Below are 24259 nucleotides of genomic sequence, written 5' to 3' on the forward strand. Positions count from 1 at the left end.
CGCACCGCATTAAGCGCGGGTACGAGAGGCGGGATCGATCATGGGTGAGCCGCAGGGCGAGCAGCTGGAGGCCGTACGGGCACGGCGGGAGGAGCTTCGCGGGAGGTATCTGCACGAGCCCGCGGCGCGACCGGCGACAAGGGCGGCGGGGGTGCACCACGTCGCGTTCATCTGCCGGGACGTAGAGGAGACCATCCGCTTCTACCAGGAGTTCCTGGGCTTCCCGCTGGTGGAGCTGGTGGAGAACCGGGACTACGCGGGCTCCAGCCACTTCTTCTTCGACATCGGCCACGGCAACCTGCTGGGGTTCTTCGACTTCCCCGGCCACGACCACCCCGAGCAGCACGAGACGATCGGCGGGCTGCAGCACCTGGCGCTGTCGGTGACCGCCGAGCAGTTCACGGAGGCGAAGCGCCGGCTGGACGAGACCGGGACGGAGTACCTCGGGCCGGACCGGGGCGTGGAGGACAGCCTCTACATCCGCGATCCCAACGGGGTCAACGTGGAGCTCTACCGGGAGGATCTCGGCCGGTTCGACGGCAAGCCGCTGTTCTGAGCCGCCGGGGCCCGGCGGGGCGGGCCGGGGGCGCGGTCAGTCCTCGTGGGACCGCTGGTGGTACGAGGTCCTGGTGTGCTCGGTGTGCACGCGCATGACCTGCTGGGCCCGCTCGCCGTCGCGTTCGGCGATGGCGGCGATCAGCTCGCGGTGCTCGACCCAGGACTGCATGCCGCGCTGCCGGGCGACCGGGGTGTAGTACCAGCGCACCCGCCGCTCGACCTGCCGGGCGAGTTCGGCGAGCACCGCGTTCCCGGCGAGTTCCATGACGCAGGTGTGGAGGGCGGCGTTGGCCGCGACGACCGCGTCGACGTCGTCGGCGGTCACGGCCGCCTCGCCCGCCTCGCACAGCTCCTCGAGGCGCTCCAGGCCCTTGGAGGTGGCGTTGGCCGCGGCGAGGCGGGCCGCCTCCGTCTCCAGCAGGGCGCGGACGACCAGGAGTTGGTCGGCCTCCTCGTCGGTGGGCTCGTGGACGAAGGCCCCCTGGGCGGGGCGGAGGTCCACCCACCCCTCGGTGTTGAGCCGCTGCAGGGCCTCGCGCACGGGCTGGCGGGACACCCCGAGGTGCCCGGCGAGTTCGGTCTCCACCAGATGCTGCCCGGGGGTGAGCGAGCGGGTGATGATCAGCTCGAGCAGCGCTTCGTACACCTGCTCGCGCAGGGGCCCCGGACGCTGGAGCTTGGGCACGGATCCCTGCGACAGCCCGCTGGACAGCATCTACGCCCCAACCTTTCCCGGGGATGATTGGCTTTCGTCTACAGTCTACGCGCGCCCAGCGCGGGCGTGGGCACCGGGGCCGATCGTGACCCGCTTCACACCTCCGGCGCGGCGCCCCCGCTATGCGGTGCCGGTGAGCTGTGAGGTCTTCAGGACGACCAGGGTCACCAGCACCAGCAGCATCACGGCCATCCCGGCCGCCTGCCACAGGCCGCGGTGCCTGCGGGGCGCGTGGGCCAGGACGAGCCCGAGCGCGCCTCCGGTGAGCAGGCCGCCGAGATGGCTCTGCCAGGACGTGACCGCGGCGGAGACGGCCATCCAGACCAGCAGGCCGATCAGGAGCTGCCGCCCGCCGATCGGGTCGTTGCGCAGGCGCTTGCTGAGGACGAAGTAGGCGGCGCCCAGCCCGAAGACCGCGCCCGAGGCGCCGACACCGCCCTCGTGCGGGGCGATCAGGTACGGCAGCACGGAGCCGCCGAGGGCGGAGAGCAGGTAGAGCGAGACGAAGCGGATCCGCCCCAGCTGCGCCTCGACGGCCGGGCCGAGGGTCCACAGCGCGAACATGTTGAACAGGATGTGCAGGATCCCGAAGGTGCCCTGGTCCGGCGGCCTGTGGAGGAAGGCCGAGGTGATCAGCCGGTACCACTCGCCGTGGGCGATGCCGACGGCCTCGAAGCCCGGGTACGCGGTGCCGTCGTACACGTAGGCCACGCCGTCGGGGCCCAACAGCCCCTGCCCCAGGCCGTCGAAGCGCGCGAGGAGGTCGGAGCGGACCAGTTCGCCGAGATAGGCGGCGATGTTGAGAGCGATCAGGATCTGCGTCACCACGGGCACGCCCGAGGTCGCCACCCGGCCGCCGAAGACGGTGCGCGCCTCGCGGACGCTCCTGCCGCCCTCCTTCACGCACTCCGGGCAGTGGTGGCCGACCGCCGCCTCACGCATGCAGTCCGGGCATATGAACCGGTCGCAGCGGGTGCAGCGCACATACGTCTCCCGCTTGGGATGCCGGTAGCAGGTGGTGACCGGCGGCTCGGTGCCCTGGTCGGTGTCCGTGGTGCTCACGAGCGCGAGGCCCCCCATGTGGCGTACGGGACGGTGGAGTCGCACGTTTGTACCCAGCCCGGGCGCAGTGCGTCAAACCACTCCGGTCTGCGCCTCCATGCGCACACCGGAGGCCCGGTCGACGAGGACGACGGTGACCACCGTCAGGTCCGCGGCGTCGTTCCCGCCGGGGTCCCGGGAGACGAGGTCGCCCATGGTCACCCCCGGACAGACGGCGGCGTCCGGGAGTTCGACGACGAGGTGCAGGAAGTCGTCCTCCGTCACGCGGACGGTGCCGGTCGCGGGAGGGGCCCGGCCGGCCTCGTACATCGGCTCGTCGATCCGCGCGGTGAGGCCGCGGGCGCCGGCGAGGAGGCCGCCGCCGCGTCCGGCGTGCACCTGCACGGTGACCGCGCCGGTCAGCGGGGTCCGCAGCTCCAGCGTGTGCCGGTCCGGTCCCGGGGACACGGTGAGGCGCACCTTGAAGGTCGGCTTTCCCCGCATCCGGGGGAGGTTGTCCGCGCCGTAGCTCCCGATCGCCAGGTCCCGCGACACGCCCGGCTCGCCGACCCGCCGCGCCGCGCCCTTGCCGCACTCCCCCGGGCGGGACACCGCCGCCGCCTCCCGTCGCGGACGGTTCTCGCCGGCCAGATGGACGACCAGCAGCGCCGCGGCGACGAGCGGGAGCCCGATGCGCCACCACGCCCCCCGCCCCGGCGCGAACGCCTTCCCGACCACCGCGCGCCTCCCCACCCGTCCGGCGTTCGCCGTGGGCCGATGCTATTGCGCGGCTGCCGGCGGGCGTTCGCCGCCATCGGTTCCGCACTCCCGTGGAACCCCGCAGAACCCCCGCCCAACTCCCGTCGGCCCGCCGGTGACCGGATCGCGGCGGGGACCGCTTTTACGACCCCTTGACCCCAAGGAGACGAATACTGTACACAGTATTCGTCCGGGCGCTGGCGGCCCGGACCGGCGGACTCGTCGAGGTGCCTCGCCGCACTACGGCGCGGTCACCCGTGGCAACCTCTGTATCAAGGGCCTATGCGGCTTCCAGCACGTACAGAACCGGGACTGATCGACATGGGACGGGTCACCGAACGGCGTCGGGTACTGAGGATCAGGGACGGAGCGGTCGACCACCGGGCGGACACCCTGGTCGCCGAGGAACCGCTGGAGATCCGGCTCAACGGCAAGCCACTCGCGATCACCATGCGCACCCCCGGCGACGACTTCGCGCTCGCCGCGGGATTCCTGGTCAGCGAGGGCGTGCTCGGCGGCGCGGACGAGCTGGCGAACATCGTGTACTGCGCAGGCGCGACCGTCGACGGGTCGAACACCTACAACGTCGTCGACGTGCGCCTCGCTCCCGGCGTCCCCGTCCCCGACATCACGCTGGAGCGCAACGTCTACACGACGTCCTCCTGCGGCCTGTGCGGCAAGGCCAGCCTCGACGCCGTGCGCACCACGGCGCGTTGGCCCATCGCCGACCCCTCGCCGCTGCGGCTCGAACCCGGGTTGCTGTCCGCGCTCCCCGACCGGCTGCGCGCCGCGCAGCGGGTCTTCGACCGGACCGGCGGCCTGCACGCGGCCGCGCTCTTCACGGGCGAGGGCGAACTGCTCGACGTACGCGAGGACGTCGGCCGCCACAACGCCGTGGACAAGCTCGTGGGCCGCGCCCTCCAGCAGGACCTGCTGCCGCTGGCCGGGAAGATCCTCATGGTCTCCGGGCGGGCCTCCTTCGAACTCGCCCAGAAGGCCGTGATGGCCGGCATCCCGGTCCTCGCCGCCGTATCGGCCCCGTCCTCCCTCGCCGTCGACCTCGCCGACGAGTCCGGGCTGACCCTCGTCGGTTTCCTGCGGGGCACCTCCATGAACGTGTACGCGGGCGAAGAGCGGATCGCCCTGCCCGCGCCTGCGGCCGGGCGGGTCTGACCCCTCCCAGCACGCGTACACGCGTGCAGGACCGGCCGGCGAGGTAGCGCCCCCTGCGTCGGCCGGTCCCGCCGTGACCGAGAACGGGACGACCCGAGGTAGACACTGTCCACCTCGGAGTGGACACTGTCCACCGTGACCACCGCCCCCCGCGCGCGCCTGCTCGACGCCGCCCTCGCCGTCCTGGACGACGAAGGCGTCGAGGGGCTGACCCTGCGGGCCATCGCACGCCGCGCCGAGGTGTCGCACGGAGCGCCGCTGAAGCACTTCCCGCACCGGGCGGCGCTGCTGTCCGCCGTCGCCACCGTGGGGTTCCGCGAACTGGGCGCCCGCGCCGGGGCGGCCGTACGGGAGTGCCCCGAGGGGGCCTCGGCGGCCGCGCGGCTGCGGGCCGGCTCCCGTGGCTACGTGGCGTACGCGCTGGAGCGGCCGGCGATGTTCACCCTGATGTTCCGGCACGACCTGCTGGACCCCCGGGACAGGGAACTCGGCCGGGCCGGCATGTCGGCCTTCGACGACCACCTCCTCGTGCTCGTGCGCGCCGCGCAGGCGGAGGGCTGGCGGCCCGGGGCGGACACCCGGGCGCTCACCGGCGCCGTGTGGTCCGGGCTGCACGGTGTGGCGCAGCTGTGGATGTGGGGCTCGCTGGCCCTGGGCACCGGCGCCGCGTCCATCGACGAAGCGCTCGACGCGCTCTTCACCTCGTTCGACCTCAAGGAACACTGACGATGCACGAGAAGTACGGATTCGACCGCGAGACCGCCGTCACGGCACGTCCGGGCGAGCCCTCGGTCTACGACGCCGAGCTCCACGAGGGCTGGCGGATCGGCATGGGCGTCAACGGCGGGCTGCTGCTCGCCCTCGCCGGCCGGGCCCTCGCCGGGGAACTGGGCGGCGACGGACAGGGGCACCGCGATCCGTTCTCGATCAGTGCCTACTACCTGTCGACGTCCCTCCCGGGCCCGGTGACCGCCCGCACGGAGACGCTGCGCCGCGGCCGCACCGTCTCCACCGGGATGGTGTCCCTCGTGCAGGACGGCGAGGAGCGGCTGCGGGCGATAGCGACCTACGGCGACCTCGACGGCCACGACCACGCGGGCGACGTACGCACCTCCGCCACTCCCCCGCAGATGCCGCCGCCGCAGGACTGCGTCGGGACCGAGGCGGCACCCCCGGAGTTCCTGAAGAACTCCCCCATGCTGGAGCGCATCGAGCTGCGTCTGGACCCGGACACCGTCGGCTGGGCGGTCGGCGCCCCCTCGGGCCGCGGCATCGTGCAGGGCTGGCTGCGGATGCCCGACGGCCGCGAGCCGGACCCGCTGATGCTGCTGCTCGCCGTGGACAGCCTGCCGCCGGTCAGCTTCGACCTGGGGATACCGGGCTGGGCACCGACGCTGGAGCTGACCGCGCACGTGCGGGCCAGGCCGGAGCCGGGATGGCTGCGGCTGAAGCACTCCACCCGCAACTTCGCGGACGGCTACATGGAGGAGGACGCCGAGGTCTGGGACTCGGCGGGCCGCCTCGTGGCGCAGTCCCGTCAGCTGGCCCGGGTGCGGATGCCGGAAGGCGCCGCGTAGCGGCGCCGGACGCCGCCGTCAGTGCAGCTGCGCCTGCCAGTCCTCGGGGACCTTGCCCGCGGGGCCCGGGGAGGGCTGGCCCTCCGGGCGGGAGTTCGGCGGGGTCAGTGCGGGACCGTCGTAGTACTCCTCGGTCTCGACGTTCCAGTACCAGCTCTCACCGGGCTCGTAGCTGGTGATGAACGGGTGGCCCTCCTCCTGCGCGTGCCGCGTCGCGTGCTGGGAGGGCGAGGAGTCGCAGCAGCCGATGTGCCCGCACTGCGCGCAGCGGCGCAGGTGCAGCCACCAGCCCGGCCCCTGGCCGGCACCGCAGTCGGCGCACCCGTCGCCGCTCGGCCGGGCCGCGGGGTCGATGCCGGGGATCGTGATGTCGTCCGCCATGGGACCCGCCTCCTTAACCGCGATCACGTTCTCCTGGCATGCTAACCGCCCTCACCTGCCGCCACCGGGTGAAGCGGGACGGCTCCCTCGACGGCGCCCGGCACCCCGCTCGGCGCCGCGCCCACCGCTTCGCACGGCGGTGCAGCACGTCAGCGACCGTCCGCCAGGGCGCCGTCCAGCGCTCGCGACAGACGGGCGAGCCACTCCGCGGCCGAGCCCGTGACGTGGGGGTGGGCCGCGCGGAAGGTGTCCCAGTCGACGGAGTGCGGGGTGACCTCGGTGAGCCGGGGCGCGGATGCCGGGTGGCCGGGCTCGCGGCTCATCACCCGGCGCAGCAGGCGGTGCGTGAGGGCGGTGCCGGGCGCCTCGGCGAGGAGGACCGCGTCGTAGAGGTCCTTGCCCTGGGCGCGGCCCTCGGCGGCGGCGTCGGCCTGCAGCCACAGCAGCTTCCAGGCGAGGGAGAGTTCGCGGCTCGCGGTGAGCACCACGGCCGGAGGGCCTCCGTCGCCGCGCGGCACGGCGGTCAGGACGGGCGGCTCGGGGAGCCGTTCGTCGCGGGCGAAGTCCAGGCTCACCTCGCCGGGGGGCAGGCCGTCGGCGTGCCAGGGGATGACAAGGCGCACGCCGGGCGTGTCGTACTCCGCGCAGGTCCAACTGCCGTCGTCCCGGGCCGCCTCGGCGTCGAGGCGTATGCCGGGGGCCGCGTCGGGGTGGGCCCGGACCAGTTCGAGCAGTTCGCCGGGCGGGCCGTCGAGGTCGTCGGTGCTGTCGGGTTCGGGGTCGACGATCCAGTGCAGGCCTTCGGGCGGGACGTGGACCCGCTGCCCGCCGGTGCCGAACTCCTCGTCCGTCCAGATCTCGGGGCGGGCGGCGCCGTCGGCGGCCTCCGGCCACTGCTGCACGGTGGCCCGCTCGTCGACGTACGGGTACGGGTGGAGCGGCTCGATCGGCACCGCCAGGGAGGGCGGGACGATCCAGTCGAGGTCGCCCGGTTCGCGGGTGGCGGCGCCGACCCAGGCGGGCATCACCATGCTCCCGCGCAGCACGAGGTACTCGGCCAGTGGGGACCGCGCGACGAGGCCCAGCAGATGGTCGAGGACGGCGCGCCGGGCGACGGCCGAAGGGTCCCGTGGCGCGGCGGCGCTCATCGCGCCTCGTCGATCCAGCCGTCGTCAAGGGCGGGCGTGTCGTCGTGCACGACGAACTCCTCCTCGACCTCCACCGCCGTGAAGCCCGCCCCGGCGAGGTCCCCGAGTAGGTCGTCGAGTCGCCGGCGCGCCTCGGGGCGGCCGACGTCGCAGCAGCGCTGGGTGACGAAGCGTTCGTGGCCGCGGTCGCCGAGGTCGCGGCGGGCGTTGCGGGAGACATGGGCGGCGTGGCGTCCGGCGATCGCCCGGACCTCGTCCAGGCGGGCCTGGTCGGTGAGGACGAGCTTCACGTGGTGCTCGAAGTAGGTCCCGGGCGGCAGGGCGCGGGCCTCCGGGCCGGTGCGGGGGACGCCGTCGTTCCAGGGCGCGGCCTCGATCTTCACGCGTGCGACGCCGATCCCCTCGGCGCGCAGCCGTCCTGTCCACCGCTCGGCGGCGGCGCGCTGCCCGGGGAGGGCGCCGCGGCCGCGCAGCGTCAGCATGGGTTGGTCGGGGGTGGCGCCCCGGTCCAGCACGATGCGGGTGTACTTGAGGCCGTTGCGCTCCGCCCAGCGGCGTATCCGCTCCTCGTCCCCGGGCCCGGGTGCGCGCAGCGTGAAGTGGGTCTCGAAGTCGCCGGTGAAGTCCAACGCCGGGGTGCCGCCTACCACGTCGGCCGGACCGGGCCGCCCGGGGCGAGCCGCCCGAGGTCCGCGGTGAGGGCGCGCAGCCGGTCCTCGCCGAGCACGCCGGCCCAGGGGCGTACGGCGTCGGCGGCGGCCTGCTCGGCGGCGCGGGTGCAGGCGCGGCCGCGGTCGGTGAGGACGACCAGCCGGGCCCGGGCGTCGTCCGGGTGGGGGCGGCGTTCGGCGTAGCCCTTGGCCTCGAGTTCGTCGACGAGTTGCCCGGCCGCCTGGCGGGTCACCCCGAGGTGTGCGGCGAGTTCGGTGACGGTCGCGCCGCCCGCCGCCATCCGGGCGAAGGCGAAGCCGTGGGCGGGCCGGAGGTCGTCGAAGCCGCGTGCGAGGACGCCGTCGTGGATGGCGGCGGTGAGGGCGCCGGCGGCGGCGAGCAGGTTGACACCCAGGGCCATGGCCAGGGCCTCTTCGTCCTTCATGGGGCCACCTTGACACAGTGCGCAAGGAGCTTGAGCATACAGGCAAGCAACTTGCTCAAGTTGCTTGCCCATCAGGGAACAGGAGCCCACATGCCCGTCGTCCGTTCCTCCGACGCCGTCGTCCACGATCTGCACGGCGTCCGCTTCGTCTCGTACGCCCGCACCGCCACCGGCAGCCACGAACTGTGCGCGTGGCGCGGCGAGGTGCCGGCCGGGACCGCCGGTCCCGCGCACACCATCAGCCGCGAGGAGGTCTTCCTCGTCCTGTCCGGCAGCCCGCGCCTGACCATCGACGGCGAGACCCACGACCTGTCCCCCGGCGACGTCGCCACGGCGCCCGCCGGCTCGCGCCTGGCCCTGGAGAACCCCGGCGACGGCCCCGCATCCGTCTGGGTGACCACGGGCGTCGGCCTGGAGGCGGTGCTCGCCGACGGGTCGCGGATCAGCCCGCCCTGGGCCCGCTGATCCCGCCGGGCACCTCGCGGGTCAGCGCGTCACTGCAGGTGGGCGGTGTCGTTCCAGAGGGTGATCGCAGGGTCGCCGTACTCCCAGCCGAGGACCGACAGCGAGGCCGGGGCCAGGCTCAGCACCATGCCGCGCATCGGGTCCAGCCGCAGCCAGCGGGCGGCCAGGGTGCGCAGGAAGTGGCCGTGCGCGAAGACGACCGCGTCGCTGTCCTCCTCCTTGACCCAGGCCACGACCTCGTCCGCGCGGTTGGCGACCTGCCACGAGGTCTCGCCTCCCACGACTCCGTCACGCCAGATCACCCAGCCCGGGCGCTCCTCCCGGATCTCCGGGGAGGTGCGGCCCTCGTACTCGCCGTAGTCCCACTCCCGCAGCGCGTCCCAGGTCTGCGCGCGGTCGCCGAACCCGGCGAGTTCGCAGGTGTCGCGGGCGCGCACGAGGGGGCTGGTACGCACCCGGGCGCCCGGGAAGTCGTGCCAGGGCGCCCGGGCGAGGCGCTTGCCCAGCAGGCGGGCCGCCTCCCGGCCCTCATCGGTGAGCGGGATGTCGGTCCTGCCGGTGTGCCGGCCGTTCTTGGACCACTCGGTCTGGCCGTGCCGGACGAGCACGAGGCGCGGAGCCATCAGGGGGCCACCTCCATGGGGACGGCCGCGATGTCGTTGCCGTCGGGATCACTGGCGAGAGAGCGGTCACGCGCGCGGTGTCCCGGCGGCCGCCGGGATGCGTGCCGCGAGGTGCCCCGGCCGCCGTCGCGGCCCCGGTCGGGGACGCCGATATGGTGGGTGGACGTCGCCACCGCTGCCTCCGAGGTCACGTGGACAGTGTCTCTCCCGACCGGTGGGACGCACAAAACGGTGCCCGCGCCACCCGGCGGAACGGACCTCGGGCCGGACCGGCCGGCGCCACGACTGCCCGCAGGAGAACACGCCATGAACGCATCCGCCCCTCCGGCGCCGGAGCCGCTCGACGTGCGCTGGATCCACGGGTCGCCGTCGGCGAAGCACAACACCGATCCCGACATCCAGGTGTTCGAGTACGACGAACGCACCTTCATCCTGCGGCAGAACAAGGCGGTCCACTACGAGGCGCCCTTCCTCTTCCTGCTCTTCGGGGACGACCGCGCGGTGCTCCTGGACACGGGGGCCACGCCGGAGGAGGAGTTCTTCCCGCTGCGGGAGGTCGTGGACGAGCTGTTCGAACTGCGGCCGCCCGCCCTGCAGCGGCCGGGTTACGAGCTGCTGGTGCTGCACACCCACGCGCACGGCGACCACGTCGCCGGCGACGCGCAGTTCGCCGGCCGCCCGGACACCGTCGTGGTGCCGGCGGACCGCGACAGCGCCTGGGGCTTCCTCGGCCTCACCGAGGACCCCGACCGCGTGGCGCGCCTGGACCTCGGCGGGCGGGTCCTGGAATGCCTGGCCACACCCGGCCACCACCCCTCGGCCGTCACCTACTACGACCCCGCGACGGGCTTCCTGCTGACCGGCGACACCGTCTACCCGGGCCGGCTGTACGTGGCGGACTGGGCCGCCTTCCGGCGCACCATCGACCGGCTGGTCGCCTTCGCCGCGGAGCGCCGGGTCACCCATGTGCTGGGCTGCCACGTCGAGATGACCCGCGAGCCGGGCGTGGACTACCCGGTCCGCACCACCCACCAGCCCGACGAGCCGCCGCTGGAGATGACCGTGGAGCAGCTCCACGACATCCGGCGGGCGATCGAGGAGATCGGCGACCGGCCGGGACGCCACCCCTACCCGGGGTTCGTCATCTGCCGCGAGGACTGAGCGCCTTCGAACGTACGGCACGCTGTGCGGGTGTTCGCACTCGCCGTCGCGCTGACCGTCCTCCTGCTGCTGGAAGTCGTGCCCTCCGCGGTCGCCCAGCCGGCCCGTGCGCGGCCGGGCCTGGAGCGGCTCGACGAGCTGACCCGGCTGGGCCTCCTCGATGGACGGCGGCTGTGGGTGCCCACGCTCCTCGGCACGCTGCACACGCTCGGCGGCTCCGCCGTGCTCGTCGGCGTGTGGCACCCTCCCGTCGGCGTCGCCGGGGCGGCGCTGGAGGCGGGGATCTTCGCCTGGGTGCTGGTGCGGCAGCTGCGTGCCGGTGACCGGGGGCGCGCCCTGTTCGCGTACACGCTGTTCCTCGGGATGGCGCCGGCCGTCCTCGTGGCCGACGCCGTGCGCTGAGCGGGCCGGGCGCCGCTGCCGTACGGCCGGCCCCGGGCTCACCTGCGCCCGGCCACGGCCTCCCTGGGCCGCGCGGCGGCCGGGGCGGCGGCGGGCGCGGCCGCCTCCGCCCGGCGGGCCCACCGCTTGGCGAGGACCGCGCACACCATCAGCTGCATCTGGTGGAAGAGCATCAGCGGCAGCACCATCAGCCCGGCCTGTGCCCCGAACAGCACGGTGGCCATGGGCAGTCCGGCCGCCAGGCTCTTCTTCGACCCGGCGAAGACGATGGCCACCCGGTCCTCGCGGGAGAAGCCGAGCCTGCGCGAGCCGTACGAGGTGAGGCCCAGCATCGCGGCCAGCAGCAGGGCCTCGGCCAGCACCAGTGCGAGCAGGCGCAGCGGCGTGACCTGGTGCCAGATGCCGCGCACCACGCCCTCGCTGAACGCCGTGTAGACGACCAGCAGGATCGAGCCCCGGTCGACCAGGCCGAGCACCTTCTTGTGGCCGGTGACGAAGCCGCCGATCCATCGCCGCAGGAACTGGCCCGCCATGAAGGGCACCAGCAGTTGCAGCACGATGCCGAGGACCGCGTGCGCCGACAGGCCCGCGCCGCTGCCGCCGAGCAGCAGCGCGGCCAGCAGCGGGGTGATCACGAGTCCGGCGAGGCTGGAGAAGGAGCCGGCGCAGATGGCGGCGGCCATGTTGCCGCGGGCGACGGAGGTGAAGGCGATCGAGGACTGGATCGTCGAGGGCACCAGGCACAGGAAGAGCAGCCCGGTGTGCAGCTCGGGCGTCAGCAGGAACGGCACGAGTCCGCCCGAGGCCAGCCCGAGCAGCGGGAAGGCGACGAAGGTGGCGGCCAGTACGGTGCCGTGCAGGCGCCAGTGGCGCAGTCCGTCCATCGCCTCGCGGGTGGACAGGCGCACGCCGTAGAGGAAGAAGAGCAGCCAGACCGCTCCGGTGGAGGCTCCGCCCGCGAGGTGGGCGCCGGTGCCCCGGGCGGGCAGCAGGGCCGCGAGGAGCACGGTGCCGAGCAGCGCCGCGATGTACGGGTCCACAGGGATCCAGGACGGGTAACGCAGGCGGCGCATGGTCTTCCTCAGGTGCTGGACGGGGCCCTCTCCAGAGTGCCCGGTGACCGGGTGATCGTAAATGACTTTGACCGCACTGACTGTCATCACGTATCGCGATGGGCGGCGGTAGGCTGGCGGTGTGTTCGATCCCGTGCAGCTGCGGACCTTCGTCGCCGTGGCCCAGACGCTGAGCTTCACGCAGGCCGGCCGTCGGCTGGGCCTGCGCCAGTCGACGGTGAGCCAGCACGTGCGCAAGCTGGAGGAGGCCGCCGGCCGGCGGTTCTTCACGCGCGACACGCACAGCGTGGAGCTGACCGAGGACGGCGAGGCCATGCTCGGCTTCGCCCGGACGATCCTGGAGGCGAACGAGCGTGCCGCGGGCTGGTTCGCGGGCACCCGGCTGCGCGGCCGGCTGCGCCTGGGCGCCTCGGAGGACTTCGTCCTGACCCGGCTGCCGGAGATCCTGGAGCGCTTCCGGCGCGACCACCCCGAGGTGGACCTGGAGCTGACGGTGGAGCTGTCGGCCACCCTGCACCGGCAGCTGGCCGCCGGCCGGCTGGACGTGATACTCGGCAAGCGCGCGGCCGGGGACACCCACGGCCAACTCGTGTGGAGCGACCGGCTGGTGTGGATCGCCGGCGAGCGCTACCGCCCCGAGGCCGAGCGGCCCGTCCCGTTGATCCTCTACCCGGCCCCGGCGATCACCCGGGCGCGGGCCCTCGAGGTCATGGAGCGCGACGGCCGTGCGTGGCGCATCGCGTGCACCAGCGGCTCGCTGAGCGGGCTGATCGCCGCGGCCCGTGCGGGCCTCGGGGTGATGGCGCACGCCGAGGGGCTGATCCCGCCCGGTCTGGTGCGGGTCGCGGCCCGCGCGGGACTGCCGGAGCTCGGCGGGGTCGACTTCGTGCTGCTGCACGGGCGGCGGCGGCCCGCGGCGCAGGAGGCGGCCGAAGCCCTCGCGGCAGCGATCCTCAGCGGATCCCTTCGGTCGTGATCTGCTTGACCAGGCGCAGCGACGGCACGGTCTCCACGTGCCGGACCCCGTCCAGGGCGCCGACGCACTCGCTGAGGTAGCGGTAGAGCTCCGGCGTGCTGCTGCAGATGACCACGGCGACGAGGTTGGAGGATCCGGTGGTCGCCGCGACGTAGGCGGTCTCGGGGTGTGCGGCCAGCGCCTGCCCGACGGAGGACAGGGCGGAGGGGGCGGCCGTGATCCAGAAGATGGCGCGGGTGGCGTGGCCGACCCACGCCGTGTCGAGCTGCACGTCGGTGTAGAGCACGCCCGAGCCCCGCAGTTGCTCCAGCCGCCGCTTGGCCGCCGACTCCGACAGGCCGGTGGCGCGGTGGAGTTCGGGGTAGGAGGCGCGGCCGTCCCTGGCCAGGACGGCCAGCAGCGCCTCGTCGGTGGCGTCCAGCACCACGGTGCCGGACGGCGGCTCGGGCGGGGGCGGCCGCAGCGCGGCGACCTCCGCGTCGGTGAGCGCGCCGCGCTTGGCGTACCAGCCCAGGGCGCCGCCGTAGAAGGTGTGCAGGATGCTGTGGGCGCCGATCTCCACGATGCTCGGGGTGCGCGGCAGACGCCCGAGCAGCAGTGCGTCGTGCTCGTCGTGGCTGCGGGGGCGCGTCACGCATATCACCTCCGTGCCGCCCGACATCAGCGAGATCCAGGCGGTGTCGTCCCGTCGGGCCAGGGCCTTCGCGAGGGACTCGGCCGCCTCGGGGGTGCTGCGCAGCCGCAGCGCCCAGCGGGTGCGTCCGAGCAGCTCCTGCTCGGGCAGTCCGAGCACGCGCATCCCGAGGTCGCCGCGGAGCCGGCGGTAGCGCCGGGCGACGGTCTGGTCGGAGACGCCGAGGACCTCGGCGATCCGGCTGAAAGGGGCGCGCCCGTCGAGCTGCAGGGAGTGCAGCAGCCGCATGTCCAGCTCGTCGAGCGCGTGGGAATCCATCGTTTGCTCCTCTGCTGCGTCGGATTCCGTCGCGATTCGGCCGGTGGCTGGAGGAAGCCCGGGTCTTCTCGCGAAGGTACGGAAGGCCGTCACGATACGGAAGAACGGAACGGAGAAGGACCATGCGCAAGTGGGGACCGCTGGCGGCGGTCTGCCTGGGCACCTTCATGCTGCTCATCGACGTGACGATCGTCGTCGTCGCGCTGCCCGACATCGCGGACGCCCTGGACGCGACGCTGTCCGACCTCCAGTGGATGATCGACGTCTACGCGCTGGCGCTGGCCGCGCTGCTGCTGGGAGCCGGCTCCGCGGCCGACGTGATCGGCCGGCGCAGGATGTACGTCGCGGGCACGGCCCTGTTCGCGGCGGCCTCCCTCGCCTGCGGGCTCGCGCCCGGAGCGGGGGCCCTGGTGGCGATGCGCGCGGTGCAGGGCGTCGGTGCGACGGCGATGTTCGCCACGACGCTCTCGCTGCTCGGCGCGGCCTACCAGGGCCGCGACCGGTCGGTGGCACTGGGCGTGTGGGGCGCGGTCAGCGGCGCGGCGGCGGCGCTCGGGCCGGTGCTGGGCGGGCTGCTGACCCAGGCGCTGGACTGGCGCTGGATCTTCTACGTCAACCTGCCGGTGAGCGTCGCGGCCATCGCCCTGACGCTGCGGTTGGTGAAGGAGTCGCGGGGCCACGGCGAGGCACGGATCGACTGGCCGGGCACGGCGTCCTTCACCGCGTTCGCCGGGCTGCTCACCTTCGCCGTGATCCGCGCGGACGAGGCCGGCTGGGCCTCGGCCCGTACGGCGTGGACGTTCGGCGGCGCGGTGGCGGCGCTGGTGGTGTTCGTGGCGGTGGAGCGGCGCGCCGCACAGCCGATGCTGGATCTGGCGCTGTTCCGCAACCCGTCCTTCACCGCGATCATGATCGGCGCGCTGGCGCTCAGCGGGACGGCCTTCGGCTTCCTGCCGTACACCTCGCTGTGGCTGCAGACGCTGCTCGGCCTGAGCCCGGTCCGCGGCGGCCTGGTGCTGATACCCCTGGCACTGGCGGCTTTCGTGGCCTCGGCGGTGGGCGGCCGATTCCTGCACGGCGCTCCGTACCGTCTGGTGATCGGCGGCGGGATGGTCCTCATCGGGGCCGGCGCGCTGGCACAGACGGTGCTCGACGCCGGCTCCGGCTGGAGCGCCCTGACCGCGGGGCTGGTCGTGGCGGGCCTCGGTGTCGGGCTGGTCAATCCGGCGATCGCGGGCGCGGCGCTCTCCTCGGTGCCGCCGCGGCGGGCGGGCATGGCGGGTGGCGCGGTCAACACCTTCCGGCAGCTGGGGTACGCCCTCGGCGTCGCCGTGTTCGGGACCCTGCTCTCCACGCGGATGGAGCACTCCCTGCGGGACGCCGGGGCCCCCGACCCGCACGCGACGGCCCGCGCTCTCGCGGGCGGAGGCGCACGGGAGCTGCTGGCCCGGGTCCCCTCCGGCCGGCGCGCGGCGGCGGACCAGGCGCTGCACGCCGCCTTCGCCTCGGGCCTGAACGCGGCGGCCCTGGCGGCGGGTGCCGCCGGCCTGCTGGCGGGCGCGGTCGTGCTCGTCCTGGTCCGCGAACGGCCGGGCGGGGCGCCGGCGGCGGCCCCCGAGCCGGTGGGGACTGTAGAGCGGCCGTGATCCCCTCGAGGGGATTTGGTGCAGAGTCCGGGCGGACCCCGGTCCGCCCGGGAACCGTCCTCCCGCACCGTGTTCCTTGCGGTAACCGGGAATCGGCTCGTCACACGAGTGTGAGGGAGCCCACCCGGGCCTTCACAGCCGAATGTCACTCCCCTCCCCACCCCACGTGGTATCGGGTACGTTCTGTGACCGCCGAGGCGGTCGAGGAGCGACGTTGCGCGAGTTCACCATTCCCCCACTGGTGACGGCACCCCAGGTCGGTGGTCTGGCGGACGCCGTGTTCGTCAATGCCGACGAAGAGCCGGACCGGATCGTGCTGAGCCGCCGCACCGGAGCGGACGGCACGGACTGGGAACACCTCACGGCCGCCCGGTTCCGCGACGAGGTCCTCGCGGTCGCCAAGGGCCTGATCGCCCAGGGGATCCGCTTCGGCGACCGGGTCGGCCTGATGTCCCGGACCCGCTACGAGTGGACGGTGCTGGACTTCGCGCTGTGGGCGATCGGCGCCCAGCCCGTCCCCATCTACCCGACCTCGTCCTCCGACCAGGTCCGCTGGATGCTGCACGACTCCGAGGCGGTCGCCTGCGTGGTCGAGCACGAGGACCACGCGATGACGATCGGCGCGGTCGTCGACGAACTCCCCCATCTGACACGGCTGTGGCAGCTGGACTCCGACGTGCTGTCCGAACTGGCCCGGCACGGCGCCGCCGTCGACGACGACCTGGTGCACCGGTACCGCCAGGCGGTCACCCCGGACGCCATCGCGACGATCATCTACACTTCGGGCACCACCGGCCGCCCCAAGGGCTGCGTGATCACCCACGGCAACTTCATGTCGGAGAGCGACAACGTCGTCGCCCGGTACGAGCCGGTCTTCCACAGCAAGCGCGGCGACGAGGCCTCCACCCTGCTCTTCCTGCCGCTCGCCCACGTCTTCGGGCGGATGGTGGAGGTGGCGGCCGTGCGCGCCAAGGTCCGGCTGGGCCACCAGCCCAACCTGGCCGCGGCCGAACTGCTGCCCGCGATGGCCTCCTTCAAGCCGACCTTCGTGCTCGCCGTGCCGTACGTCTTCGAGAAGGTCTTCCAGGGCGCCCGCCGCAAGGCCGAGGCGGGGGGCCGGCTCGGGCCCTTCGAGAAGGCCGTGGAGGTGGCGGTGCGGCACGCCGAGGCGATGGAGGCCCGGGCTTTCGGCACCGGCCCGGGCCCCAGCACCTCGCTGCGGATGCAGCACCAGCTCTACGAGAAGCTGGTCTACGGCAAGGTGCGCGCCGCCCTCGGCGGCAAGGTCCGGCACGCCTTCTCCGGCGGCTCGGCGATGGACCGGCAGCTGGGGCTCTTCTTCGACGGCGCGGGCGTGCGCATCTTCGAGGGGTACGGGCTCACCGAGAGCACGGCCGCCGCGGTCGCCAACCCGCCCGAGCAGACGCGTTTCGGCACCGTGGGCGTGCCCATCCCGGGCACCACGGTGCACATCGCGGACGACGGCGAGATCTGGGTGTACGGCGGCCAGGTCTTCGGCGAGTACCTTAACAACCCCAAGGCCACCGCGGAGGTCCTGCACGACGGCTGGCTCGCCACCGGCGACCTCGGCGCGCTCGACGAGGACGGCTACCTCACGATCACCGGGCGGAAGAAGGAGATCCTGGTGACCAGCGGCGGCAAGTCCGTCTCGCCGGTGGTGCTGGAGGACCGGGTGCGCTCCCACCCGCTGGTCTCGCAGTGCGTCGTCGTCGGCAACGACCGGCCCTTCATCGGCGCGCTGATCACCCTCGACCCCGAGGGCGTCGGGCACTGGCTGAGCATGCGGTCCAAGCCGCAGCTGCCCATCGCCAAGCTGATCCGCGACCCCGACCTGGAGACGGAGGTCCGGCGGGCGGTCGTCGCCGCCAACACGCTCGTCTCCCAGGCCGAGTCGATCCGCACCTTCCGCATCCTGGCCGGGCAGTTCTCGGAGGAGGGCGGGCTGCTCACACCGTCGCTCAAGCTGAAGAGAAGGGCGATAGAGAAGGCCTACACCCGCGAGATCGAGGCCCTCTACCACTCGTAAAGCGGCTCCTGGAAAGACTCGCAGCGGGGGCGCGGGGCGGCTCGCAGGACGGACACCAGGGGGAATGCCGCCGGCGCGGAGATCGTTGAACAAGGGACAGACCTCGAGTCCGACTCCGACGAAGTGAGGACGGCCTGCTCGTGAGCAATGTTCCCGACATCACCCTGAACAACGGCGTGACCATGCCGCAGCTCGGTTTCGGCGTCTGGCAGGTCCCGGACGACGAGGCCGCCACCGCGGTCGCCACGGCCCTGGAGGCCGGCTACCGCAGCATCGACACCGCCGCGCTCTACCGGAACGAACAGGGCACCGGCCGCGCCATCGCCGCCTCCGGCATCCCGCGCGAGGAACTGTTCGTCACCACCAAGCTGTGGAACACCGACCAGGGCCACGACAACGCCCTGCGCGCCTTCGACGCCTCCCTCGGCAAGCTCGGCCTGGAGTACGTCGACCTCTACCTGATCCACTGGCCCGCGCCCGCCCGCGGCCTGTACCTGGAGACGTGGCGCGCCCTGGAGAAGATCCACGCCGACGGCCGCGCCAGGGCCATCGGCGTGTCGAACTTCCCGGTCGACCTGCTGCGGCACCTGCTCGACGAGGGCGGCGTCGCGCCCGTCCTCAACCAGGTCGAACTGCACCCCCACCTCCCGCAGACCGAGCTGCGGGCCTTCCACGCGGGCCACGGCATCGCGACCGAGGCCTGGTCGCCGCTCGGCCAGGGCCGCGGACTGCTCGACGAGCCGGCGCTCGCCGCTATCGCCGCCAAGCACGGCAGGACCCCGGCCCAGGTCGTCCTGCGCTGGCACCTGCAGATCGGCAACGTCGTGATCCCCAAGTCCGTGACCCCGTCGCGGATCCGGGAGAACATCGACGTCTTCGGCTTCGAGCTCGACGGCGAGGACCTGGCCGCGGTCGACGCCCTCGACAACGGCGGGCGCCTCGGCCCGGACCCGTCCTCCTTCAACTGACGCGCACACGCGGGGCGGCGGCCTGCCCGGCCCGGCGGGCCGGGCAGGCCGCCGCTCCGCGCTCTCACACGTCCCCGGCGACCAGCGGGTAGTGGTCCGAGTAGTCGTCGAAGGTGTAAGTGGTGCCCCAGCTGGTGACCGACCAGCGCGGGGAGTGCTCGTCGACCACGCGGTTGTTCCAGCGGGCCGGGCGGGCGTGGCCGTTGCGCAGGAGCGCGTGGTCGAGGCGCTGTGCGGGGTCGTCGGGATAGCGGTCGTACGCGACGGAGTTGGTGGCGGGATCGAAGCTGGCGACCGGGCCGGGGTCGGCGTCGGGCGCGGAGACGTCCAGGTCGGCGAGCATACGGGCGTACTCGGCACCGCCCGCGTCGGTGTTGAGGTCGCCCACGACGACCACCGGCTCGGCGGCCGGAATCGCGCGGGCGTCGAGGAAGGCGTCGATCTCCCGGTTCTGGGCCGCGCGGACGCTCGCGGCCTCCCCGCTGCCGCAGGCGGAGTCGTCGGCCTGGGTGTGGGTGCCGACCACGTGGACCCGGGTGCCGTTCACGTCGAGGACGGCGTACACGAAGCCCTTGTTGGAGAACCAGTCCGCGCCGCACGCGTCGCCGTACACATGCTGGACCCTCTCCAGGATCGGCCACTTGCTGAGAATCGTCACACCGCCGTCCTCGGGCGTGAGCGAGCTGTACGCGCCCTCGGTGCGGTCCCAGCCGCTCTTGGACCGGCCGAGCACCGGGGTCTGGTAGGGGTAGCGGCCCTTGAGGTTCGCCTGCAGCCGGTCGGACGCCCCGTTGTCGAACGCCTCCTGGAAGACCAGGACGTCGGCGCCCTGGACGTAGCCGGAGGCGGCTATCAGGTCGGCGCGGTGCAGCTGGCCCCAGTTGGGGTAGAGCGTGCGCGGCAGCATCATCACGTTGCTGGTGACCAGCCGCAGCTGGGGCGCCGCGGCGGTCGCCGCGGGGGCGGCCGCCGCAGTCGCGGTCGCCGCAGTCGCGGTCGCCGTTGCGGTACCGGCCGCGCCGGCGGACGAGGCGAGGAGCAGGACGAATGCGCAGGCGGCGGCTCTGCCGTGTCTCACGGGCCCTCCTGGAGTCGGATGGAGCTCGGTCGCGGAACAGGCGTGAGACTAGAGGCAGTCGGTTACCGCCGGGTAGACGGCGTACGGCTAACCTACGGGCGTGCTGGACTACGAGGAGCAGGCAGCGATCTACGACGCCACCCGCGGCGGCGTCCCCCGCGCCGAGGCCGCGGCCGGCGCCGTGCTCGGGCTGATACCGCGACCGGCCCGGACCCTGCTCGACATCGGCTGCGGGACCGGTCTGGTGACGGCCCGCTACACCGGCCGCCCGGGACTGCGCGTGCTCGGCGTCGACGCCGCCCTGGCCATGGCCCGGCTCGCCGCCGGCCGGGTGGGGCCGGGGATCGTCCAGGGCGATGTACGCCGGCTGCCGTTCGCGACCGCCTCGCTCGACGCGGTGACGGCCGTGTGGGTGCTCCATCTGCTGCCGGACGCGCCCGCGGTGATCGCCGAGTGCGCCCGGGTGCTGCGGCCCGGCGGGGTGCTCGTCACCACCGTGGACAAGGACGCCGGACACGATGTGGGCAGCGACGTCGACGCGCTCCTCGCGCCGTTCCGCACCCGAGAGGCGTACGACGCGGAGCAACGGGTGGTGCGGCAGGCCGCCGCGCACGGCCTGCGCCCGGCGGGCGGAGCCCGCTTCGCCGGCCACGGCCAGGGCCGCACCCCGCGCGATCTCGCCGCCCGGATCGCGGCGGGCGAGTTCGCCTCCGCGCTCGCCCTGCGCGACGGCGACACCGAGGCCCTCACCGGAGCCCTGGCCGCGCTGCCCGAGCAGGACACGGTCCGCCCCGACCCGCTCTACCGGCTCCTCGCGCTCGTCAAGGACTTCAAGGACTTCAAGGACTTCAAGGACTTCGAGGACTCCCCTACAGCGGCGGCTCGTTGAGCAGTTCGGCCAGCCAGCGCACCAGGTGCTCCCGCGGGGCCGCCACCGTGCGCCCGGCAGGATCCGGGAAGACCCGCCCCCAGCTGTGCGCACGCGTCACCGCGCCGACCCGGCAGGCCAGACTCACCTCGCGACGCAGCGCGGGCAGCTCCCGCCCCTGCTCGCCCGTCCAGGCCTCCAGGTAGGCGTCGCGCAGCCGGGCCAGGACCCGCGGCGCGTCCGCCACGTGGCGGCGGCGCGTCACCCGGGCCGTGACCAGCAGGCTCGTAAAGGGGTGCGCGACGGCGGCGTCGCCCCAGTCGAAGAAGACGTGGCGGCCACCGGCGGTGAAGACCTGCCCCTCGTGCAGGTCGGAGTGGTCGAGCGCCGCGCCGTTCGCGGACGCCGCCAACTCGGCACACCAGTCGGCGAAGCGGGGCCGTACCGCCCGGACCTCCGCCGGCGCGTCCGTCCGCTCGATCAGCTCGTCCAGCAGCTCCGGCAGCCGTGCCGGGCGCAGGTCGGGCACCCCGAGGGCCGTCAGCTCGTCGGCGCGGCCGACGGTGGCACGCTGCAGCGCGGCGTACGACCGCAGCGGATCCTCCCAGTAGTCCGCACCGTCCAGCCCCCGCGGACCGTCCACCGCCTCGGCCAGCAGCGGACCCCCGTCGGGCAGCAGTGACCAGGCGCGGTCCGTGTCCACCGCGAGCGGCACCAGCACCCGGCCCGGGGCCCAGGCGTGGAGCGCCCCGGTCAGCGCGGGCTCGAAGGCGGAAGCGGGCGGGTTGGCCTTGAACCAGACCGTGGACCCGTCGGCGAGCGGGATACGCACCACCACCGACCAGGGCCGCAACCGGGCCAGCCACTCCCGCACCGGCCGCGGCTCCGGACCCCGCGCGACGGCCGCGTCCCGTGCCCAGGCCATCGCCTCCCGCCGCCATGCCGGGTCCGCCCAGGGGGTGGGGGCGTCGTACTCGCCTGCGTCCACCCGCATTTCCAGGTCCATCGGCGCATCCCACCACAACGGCGCCGGGCCCCGCACCTGGGTTACGGTCGTGGGATGACGACGACCACGGCCGGTGTGGGGACCCTGCTGCGCGGCTGGCGCGAGCGGCGCCGCATCAGCCAGCTGGAACTCGCCCTGCGCGCGGACAGCTCGGCTCGGCACATCAGCTTCGTCGAGACCGGCCGCTCGCGCCCCAGCCAGGCCATGGTCCTGCGGCTCGCCGAGCACCTCGACGTGCCCGTCCGCGAGCGCAACGCGCTGCTCGTCGCCGCCGGTTACGCCCCCGCGTATCCGGAGACGCCCTTGGGCGACCCCGCGATGCACCCGCTGCGCGAGAGCCTCGACCGGCTCCTGGCGGCCTACGAGCCCTACCCCGCGCTGGTCCTGGACGGCATGTACGACGTCGTCGCCGCCAACCAGGGCGTGGGCGCCCTGCTCGAGGGCGTCGCCCCGCACCTGCTGCGGCCGCCGCTCAACGCCATGCGCGTCACGCTGCACCCCGAGGGCATGGCCCCGCGGATCCGCAACCTCCGCCAGTGGCGCGGACACCTGCTGGAACGCATCGAGCGTCAGATCGCGATGACCGCACACGGGCCGCTGCGCGCCCTGTACGAGGAGCTGGCGGCCTACCCCGCCCCGCCCGCCCGCTCCGAGGAGCCCTCCGCCTCCGACGACACCGAGGGGATCTTCCCCTTCGCCCTGCCGATGCGGATCGAACACGGCGGCCGGGAGCTGTCGTTCATCTCCACGGCCACCACGTTCAACACACCGATGGACGTGACGGTCTCGGAGCTGGCGATCGAGACCTTCCTCCCCGCCGACCCGGAGACCGCCGCCGCCCTCCGGTCCCTCACGCCGCGGGCAGCCGGTCCAGGAACCCGCTGACCAAGCGGATCCGGCCGTCCTCCGCGAGCGTGATCACGTCGGAGCCCGCGATCGGCGCCGCCCCGGGCTCCGCACCGGCGGGCCCCAGCTCCCAGGCGAAGCGCGCCACGTCGTGGTGCCCGTCCACCTCCCCCACCGGCGTGAACACGAACCCGGGGAACCTCTCCCCCACCCCGGCGATCAGCGCCTCGATCCCCTCGTGCCCGGCCACACGCGCCAGCGGGTCGGTGTACGTACCGTCCTCCACCCACGCGGCGGCCACCGCCTTGGCCCTCGCCTCCGCGCCGCTGTTCCACGCCTCGAAGTAGCGGGCGACGGCGGCCTCGTACCGGTTCTGCGACATCACGGTCCTCCTCGTCCGGGCAGTCTGGCCCGACCGGACGGGGTGGAGTGCGCCACCCCGTCCGCCCGGTACGGCCACCCTGCCGCGGCCGCCGGGCGGGGTCGATTACGCGGGGGGTAATGGCGGTACGGCGAGGCGCGGGCCTCCTCGCGCAGGTCGGAGAACGCCTGCGGTTGGAGGCAACCTCGACCGGCTATGCGGCAAGCGTCGCCAGCGTCTGCTCGGGCGCGGCCAGAATCGAGAAGTGGCCTTGGCCGGGGTGGACGTGAAGGCGGGCCCCGGGGATCGCGGCGGCGAAGCGGCGGCCGTGCTGGAGCGGGACGGTGGTGTCGGCGTCCCCGTGGTGGATCGACGTGGGCACCCTGATCGATTCGAGGTCGAAACCCCAGGGCCGGGTCAGCACCCGCAGATCCTGCGCGACTCCCCGGCTGCCGCGGTGGAACGCCTCCAGGTAGTTGGTGAGGAAGGCCGCGCGTTCGTCCGGCTGGGCGAGGGCGAGCCGGTCGCCGGCAGGCATCTCGCTGGTCGCCAGACGGACGAACAGCCCTGGCGCCCGGCGCGCAAGCGTGGCCAGGCGGCCCATGAACCAGCCGCCGAAGGCCGGAGCATGCCGGGCGATCCGCAAGGACGCGCGCTGCCCGGCCGCCATGCCGCGGGTGGGCCAGGCGGGCGGACCGAGGGGCGCGACGAGCAGCAGGCTGCGGACACGGTCAGACAGCTCGGACGCGCAGGCGGCCGCGAACGCTCCACCGCCCGAGACACCGAGCAGCGCGACCGAGCCGACGTCCAGTGCGTCCAGAACCAGAGCGGCTTCCGCGGCCCAGTCCACGACCCGCGTCAGGCGGCGGGCGTCAGAGCCGCCGATACCGGGGCGGTCCGGGGCGATGAAGCGCAGTCCGAGCGCGTCGGCCGCGCCCGCGAAGCCGTACACGGCCAGCCGTGAGTCGGCCAGCCCGTGGCAGAGCAGCACGGCAGGCGCGTCGGGCTCCCCCAGCACCTCGACCGCGATCACCCCGCCGTCGGCTCGACGCAGCTCCACCCTCACATCGTCCCTCGTGACCTTGATCTGGGGCTGCCTGATCGGCTTTCCGGGCGAAACGGTACGGGGAGGCGGGGCGCCCGGCCCGGCGGGTACGCTGCGACCGGTCCTTCGTCGTCCAGCGGCCCAGGACGCCGCACTCGGGTTCGCCCGATGCGGTACCCCGGTTCGAATCCGGGCGATGGCCACCCACTGGATGCATTGATCACGAGCGTGTGTCCAGTCGCTCGGGCTTGGCCAAAGGTCAGCAAAGGCCGGGGCGAACCGATGGCCGCTCTG

General features: G+C 73.7%; 28 protein-coding genes and 1 tRNA gene. 14 read left to right on the top strand and 15 right to left on the bottom strand.

The window, feature by feature from the left end; genetic code table 11:
- Positions 1 to 40: 40 nt before the first annotated feature.
- The gene (locus PV342_RS22855) at positions 41 to 556 is read left to right on the top strand and encodes a VOC family protein (RefSeq protein ID WP_500318557.1); all 516 of its coding nucleotides are present in this window, start codon (positions 41 to 43) and stop codon (positions 554 to 556) included.
- Positions 557 to 592: 36 nt separating this feature from the next.
- Here PV342_RS22855 and PV342_RS22860 read toward each other — a convergent pair whose 3' ends face one another.
- The 3 genes from PV342_RS22860 to PV342_RS22870 form a co-directional block, all read right to left on the bottom strand.
- Complete coding sequence (locus PV342_RS22860; protein ID WP_018562940.1) at positions 593 to 1273, bottom strand: GntR family transcriptional regulator; 681 nt, start codon at positions 1271 to 1273, stop codon at positions 593 to 595.
- Positions 1274 to 1393: 120 nt separating this feature from the next.
- Entirely contained in the window at positions 1394 to 2353 is a 960-nt protein-coding gene (locus tag PV342_RS22865) for a rhomboid family intramembrane serine protease (RefSeq protein ID WP_406270976.1), read from the bottom strand.
- 54 nt (positions 2354 to 2407) lie between these two features.
- Complete coding sequence (locus tag PV342_RS22870) at positions 2408 to 3052, bottom strand: hypothetical protein (RefSeq protein ID WP_400796463.1); 645 nt, start codon at positions 3050 to 3052, stop codon at positions 2408 to 2410.
- Positions 3053 to 3394: 342 nt separating this feature from the next.
- Here PV342_RS22870 and fdhD point away from each other — a divergent pair, with 342 nt between their 5' ends.
- From fdhD to PV342_RS22885, 3 genes are all read left to right on the top strand, one after another.
- Positions 3395 to 4246: a formate dehydrogenase accessory sulfurtransferase FdhD gene (gene fdhD / locus PV342_RS22875; RefSeq protein WP_089229164.1), complete on the top strand. Its 852-nt coding sequence runs from the start codon at positions 3395 to 3397 to the stop codon at positions 4244 to 4246.
- A gap of 135 nt (positions 4247 to 4381) precedes the next feature.
- Entirely contained in the window at positions 4382 to 4972 is a 591-nt protein-coding gene (locus PV342_RS22880) for a TetR/AcrR family transcriptional regulator (protein ID WP_400796460.1), read from the top strand.
- A 2-nt stretch (positions 4973 to 4974) separates the two neighbouring features.
- Positions 4975 to 5823, top strand: coding sequence for a thioesterase family protein (locus PV342_RS22885; RefSeq protein WP_500318558.1), 849 nt, complete (start codon positions 4975 to 4977; stop codon positions 5821 to 5823).
- Between the two features lie 18 nt (positions 5824 to 5841).
- Here PV342_RS22885 and PV342_RS22890 read toward each other — a convergent pair whose 3' ends face one another.
- From PV342_RS22890 to PV342_RS22905, 4 genes are all read right to left on the bottom strand, one after another.
- Entirely contained in the window at positions 5842 to 6204 is a 363-nt protein-coding gene (locus tag PV342_RS22890; RefSeq protein ID WP_386986207.1) for a UBP-type zinc finger domain-containing protein, read from the bottom strand.
- 149 nt (positions 6205 to 6353) lie between these two features.
- The gene (locus tag PV342_RS22895) at positions 6354 to 7352 is read right to left on the bottom strand and encodes a nucleotidyl transferase AbiEii/AbiGii toxin family protein (RefSeq protein WP_500318559.1); all 999 of its coding nucleotides are present in this window, start codon (positions 7350 to 7352) and stop codon (positions 6354 to 6356) included.
- Positions 7349 to 7981, bottom strand: coding sequence for a hypothetical protein (locus PV342_RS22900; RefSeq protein WP_500318560.1), 633 nt, complete (start codon positions 7979 to 7981; stop codon positions 7349 to 7351). Before PV342_RS22900 ends, PV342_RS22895 begins: the two co-directional genes overlap by 4 nt.
- Positions 7982 to 7995: 14 nt before the next feature.
- The gene (locus PV342_RS22905) at positions 7996 to 8448 is read right to left on the bottom strand and encodes a MarR family winged helix-turn-helix transcriptional regulator (protein ID WP_391575637.1); all 453 of its coding nucleotides are present in this window, start codon (positions 8446 to 8448) and stop codon (positions 7996 to 7998) included.
- Between the two features lie 90 nt (positions 8449 to 8538).
- Between PV342_RS22905 and PV342_RS22910 the strand changes: the two genes are divergently transcribed.
- A complete protein-coding gene (locus PV342_RS22910) occupies positions 8539 to 8913 on the top strand; it encodes a cupin domain-containing protein (protein ID WP_400796446.1) in 375 nt (124 codons plus the stop codon).
- A gap of 29 nt (positions 8914 to 8942) precedes the next feature.
- On the opposite strand, the gene PV342_RS22915 is transcribed toward PV342_RS22910, so the two are convergent.
- Positions 8943 to 9536 (bottom strand): histidine phosphatase family protein, encoded by a 594-nt coding sequence (locus PV342_RS22915; RefSeq protein ID WP_386986219.1) that lies wholly within the window; start codon positions 9534 to 9536, stop codon positions 8943 to 8945.
- Positions 9536 to 9727, bottom strand: a complete 192-nt coding sequence (locus PV342_RS22920) for a hypothetical protein (protein ID WP_386986222.1) — start codon at positions 9725 to 9727, stop codon at positions 9536 to 9538. The genes PV342_RS22915 and PV342_RS22920 overlap by 1 nt, the downstream gene beginning before the upstream one ends.
- A 115-nt stretch (positions 9728 to 9842) precedes the next feature.
- Between PV342_RS22920 and PV342_RS22925 the strand changes: the two genes are divergently transcribed.
- On the top strand, positions 9843 to 10697 hold the full coding sequence (locus PV342_RS22925) for an MBL fold metallo-hydrolase (protein ID WP_400796443.1): 855 nt from the start codon (positions 9843 to 9845) through the stop codon (positions 10695 to 10697).
- A 30-nt stretch (positions 10698 to 10727) separates the two neighbouring features.
- Positions 10728 to 11099, top strand: coding sequence for a hypothetical protein (locus tag PV342_RS22930; protein WP_500318561.1), 372 nt, complete (start codon positions 10728 to 10730; stop codon positions 11097 to 11099).
- A gap of 38 nt (positions 11100 to 11137) precedes the next feature.
- On the opposite strand, the gene PV342_RS22935 is transcribed toward PV342_RS22930, so the two are convergent.
- The gene (locus PV342_RS22935) at positions 11138 to 12172 is read right to left on the bottom strand and encodes a bile acid:sodium symporter family protein (RefSeq protein WP_500318562.1); all 1035 of its coding nucleotides are present in this window, start codon (positions 12170 to 12172) and stop codon (positions 11138 to 11140) included.
- A 121-nt stretch (positions 12173 to 12293) separates the two neighbouring features.
- Here PV342_RS22935 and PV342_RS22940 point away from each other — a divergent pair, with 121 nt between their 5' ends.
- On the top strand, positions 12294 to 13148 hold the full coding sequence (locus tag PV342_RS22940) for a LysR substrate-binding domain-containing protein (protein ID WP_361007880.1): 855 nt from the start codon (positions 12294 to 12296) through the stop codon (positions 13146 to 13148).
- Here the strand turns inward: PV342_RS22940 and PV342_RS22945 are convergent.
- Entirely contained in the window at positions 13126 to 14100 is a 975-nt protein-coding gene (locus PV342_RS22945) for an Lrp/AsnC family transcriptional regulator (RefSeq protein ID WP_400796431.1), read from the bottom strand. The genes PV342_RS22940 and PV342_RS22945 overlap by 23 nt on opposite strands.
- Positions 14101 to 14222: 122 nt before the next feature.
- On the opposite strand from PV342_RS22945, the gene PV342_RS22950 reads away from it, so the two are divergent.
- From PV342_RS22950 to PV342_RS22960, 3 genes are all read left to right on the top strand, one after another.
- A complete protein-coding gene (locus PV342_RS22950) occupies positions 14223 to 15746 on the top strand; it encodes an MFS transporter (protein ID WP_500318563.1) in 1524 nt (507 codons plus the stop codon).
- Positions 15747 to 15960: 214 nt separating this feature from the next.
- The gene (locus PV342_RS22955) at positions 15961 to 17793 is read left to right on the top strand and encodes an AMP-dependent synthetase/ligase (RefSeq protein ID WP_361007886.1); all 1833 of its coding nucleotides are present in this window, start codon (positions 15961 to 15963) and stop codon (positions 17791 to 17793) included.
- 140 nt (positions 17794 to 17933) lie between these two features.
- The gene (locus PV342_RS22960; protein WP_500318564.1) at positions 17934 to 18761 is read left to right on the top strand and encodes an aldo/keto reductase; all 828 of its coding nucleotides are present in this window, start codon (positions 17934 to 17936) and stop codon (positions 18759 to 18761) included.
- A gap of 64 nt (positions 18762 to 18825) precedes the next feature.
- Here the strand turns inward: PV342_RS22960 and sph are convergent, their stop codons facing one another.
- The gene (sph, locus tag PV342_RS22965; RefSeq protein WP_400796419.1) at positions 18826 to 19839 is read right to left on the bottom strand and encodes a sphingomyelin phosphodiesterase; all 1014 of its coding nucleotides are present in this window, start codon (positions 19837 to 19839) and stop codon (positions 18826 to 18828) included.
- 100 nt (positions 19840 to 19939) lie between these two features.
- Between sph and PV342_RS22970 the strand changes: the two genes are divergently transcribed.
- On the top strand, positions 19940 to 20728 hold the full coding sequence (locus PV342_RS22970; protein ID WP_500318565.1) for a class I SAM-dependent methyltransferase: 789 nt from the start codon (positions 19940 to 19942) through the stop codon (positions 20726 to 20728).
- Here PV342_RS22970 and PV342_RS22975 read toward each other — a convergent pair.
- On the bottom strand, positions 20709 to 21713 hold the full coding sequence (locus PV342_RS22975; protein WP_500318566.1) for an aminoglycoside phosphotransferase family protein: 1005 nt from the start codon (positions 21711 to 21713) through the stop codon (positions 20709 to 20711). The two genes, PV342_RS22970 and PV342_RS22975, sit on opposite strands and share 20 nt — an antisense overlap.
- 54 nt (positions 21714 to 21767) lie before the next feature.
- Here PV342_RS22975 and PV342_RS22980 point away from each other — a divergent pair, with 54 nt between their 5' ends.
- Entirely contained in the window at positions 21768 to 22598 is an 831-nt protein-coding gene (locus PV342_RS22980; RefSeq protein ID WP_391575626.1) for a helix-turn-helix domain-containing protein, read from the top strand.
- Here the strand turns inward: PV342_RS22980 and PV342_RS22985 are convergent.
- Together PV342_RS22985 and PV342_RS22990 are read right to left on the bottom strand one after the other, a co-directional pair.
- Positions 22564 to 22941, bottom strand: a complete 378-nt coding sequence (locus PV342_RS22985; protein ID WP_500318567.1) for a nuclear transport factor 2 family protein — start codon at positions 22939 to 22941, stop codon at positions 22564 to 22566. The genes PV342_RS22980 and PV342_RS22985 overlap by 35 nt on opposite strands.
- Before the next feature lie 193 nt (positions 22942 to 23134).
- Positions 23135 to 23980 carry an alpha/beta fold hydrolase gene (locus PV342_RS22990; protein ID WP_500318568.1) on the bottom strand — a complete coding sequence of 282 codons (846 nt, stop codon included), beginning with the start codon at positions 23978 to 23980 and terminating at the stop codon, positions 23135 to 23137.
- A 106-nt stretch (positions 23981 to 24086) separates the two neighbouring features.
- Between PV342_RS22990 and PV342_RS22995 the strand changes: the two genes are divergently transcribed.
- Positions 24087 to 24168: transfer RNA gene (locus tag PV342_RS22995), tRNA-OTHER, on the top strand.
- Positions 24169 to 24259 lie beyond the last annotated feature (91 nt).

This window comes from Streptomyces sp. PA03-3a, from assembly GCF_033792735.1.
Taxonomy (GTDB): domain Bacteria; phylum Actinomycetota; class Actinomycetes; order Streptomycetales; family Streptomycetaceae; genus Actinacidiphila.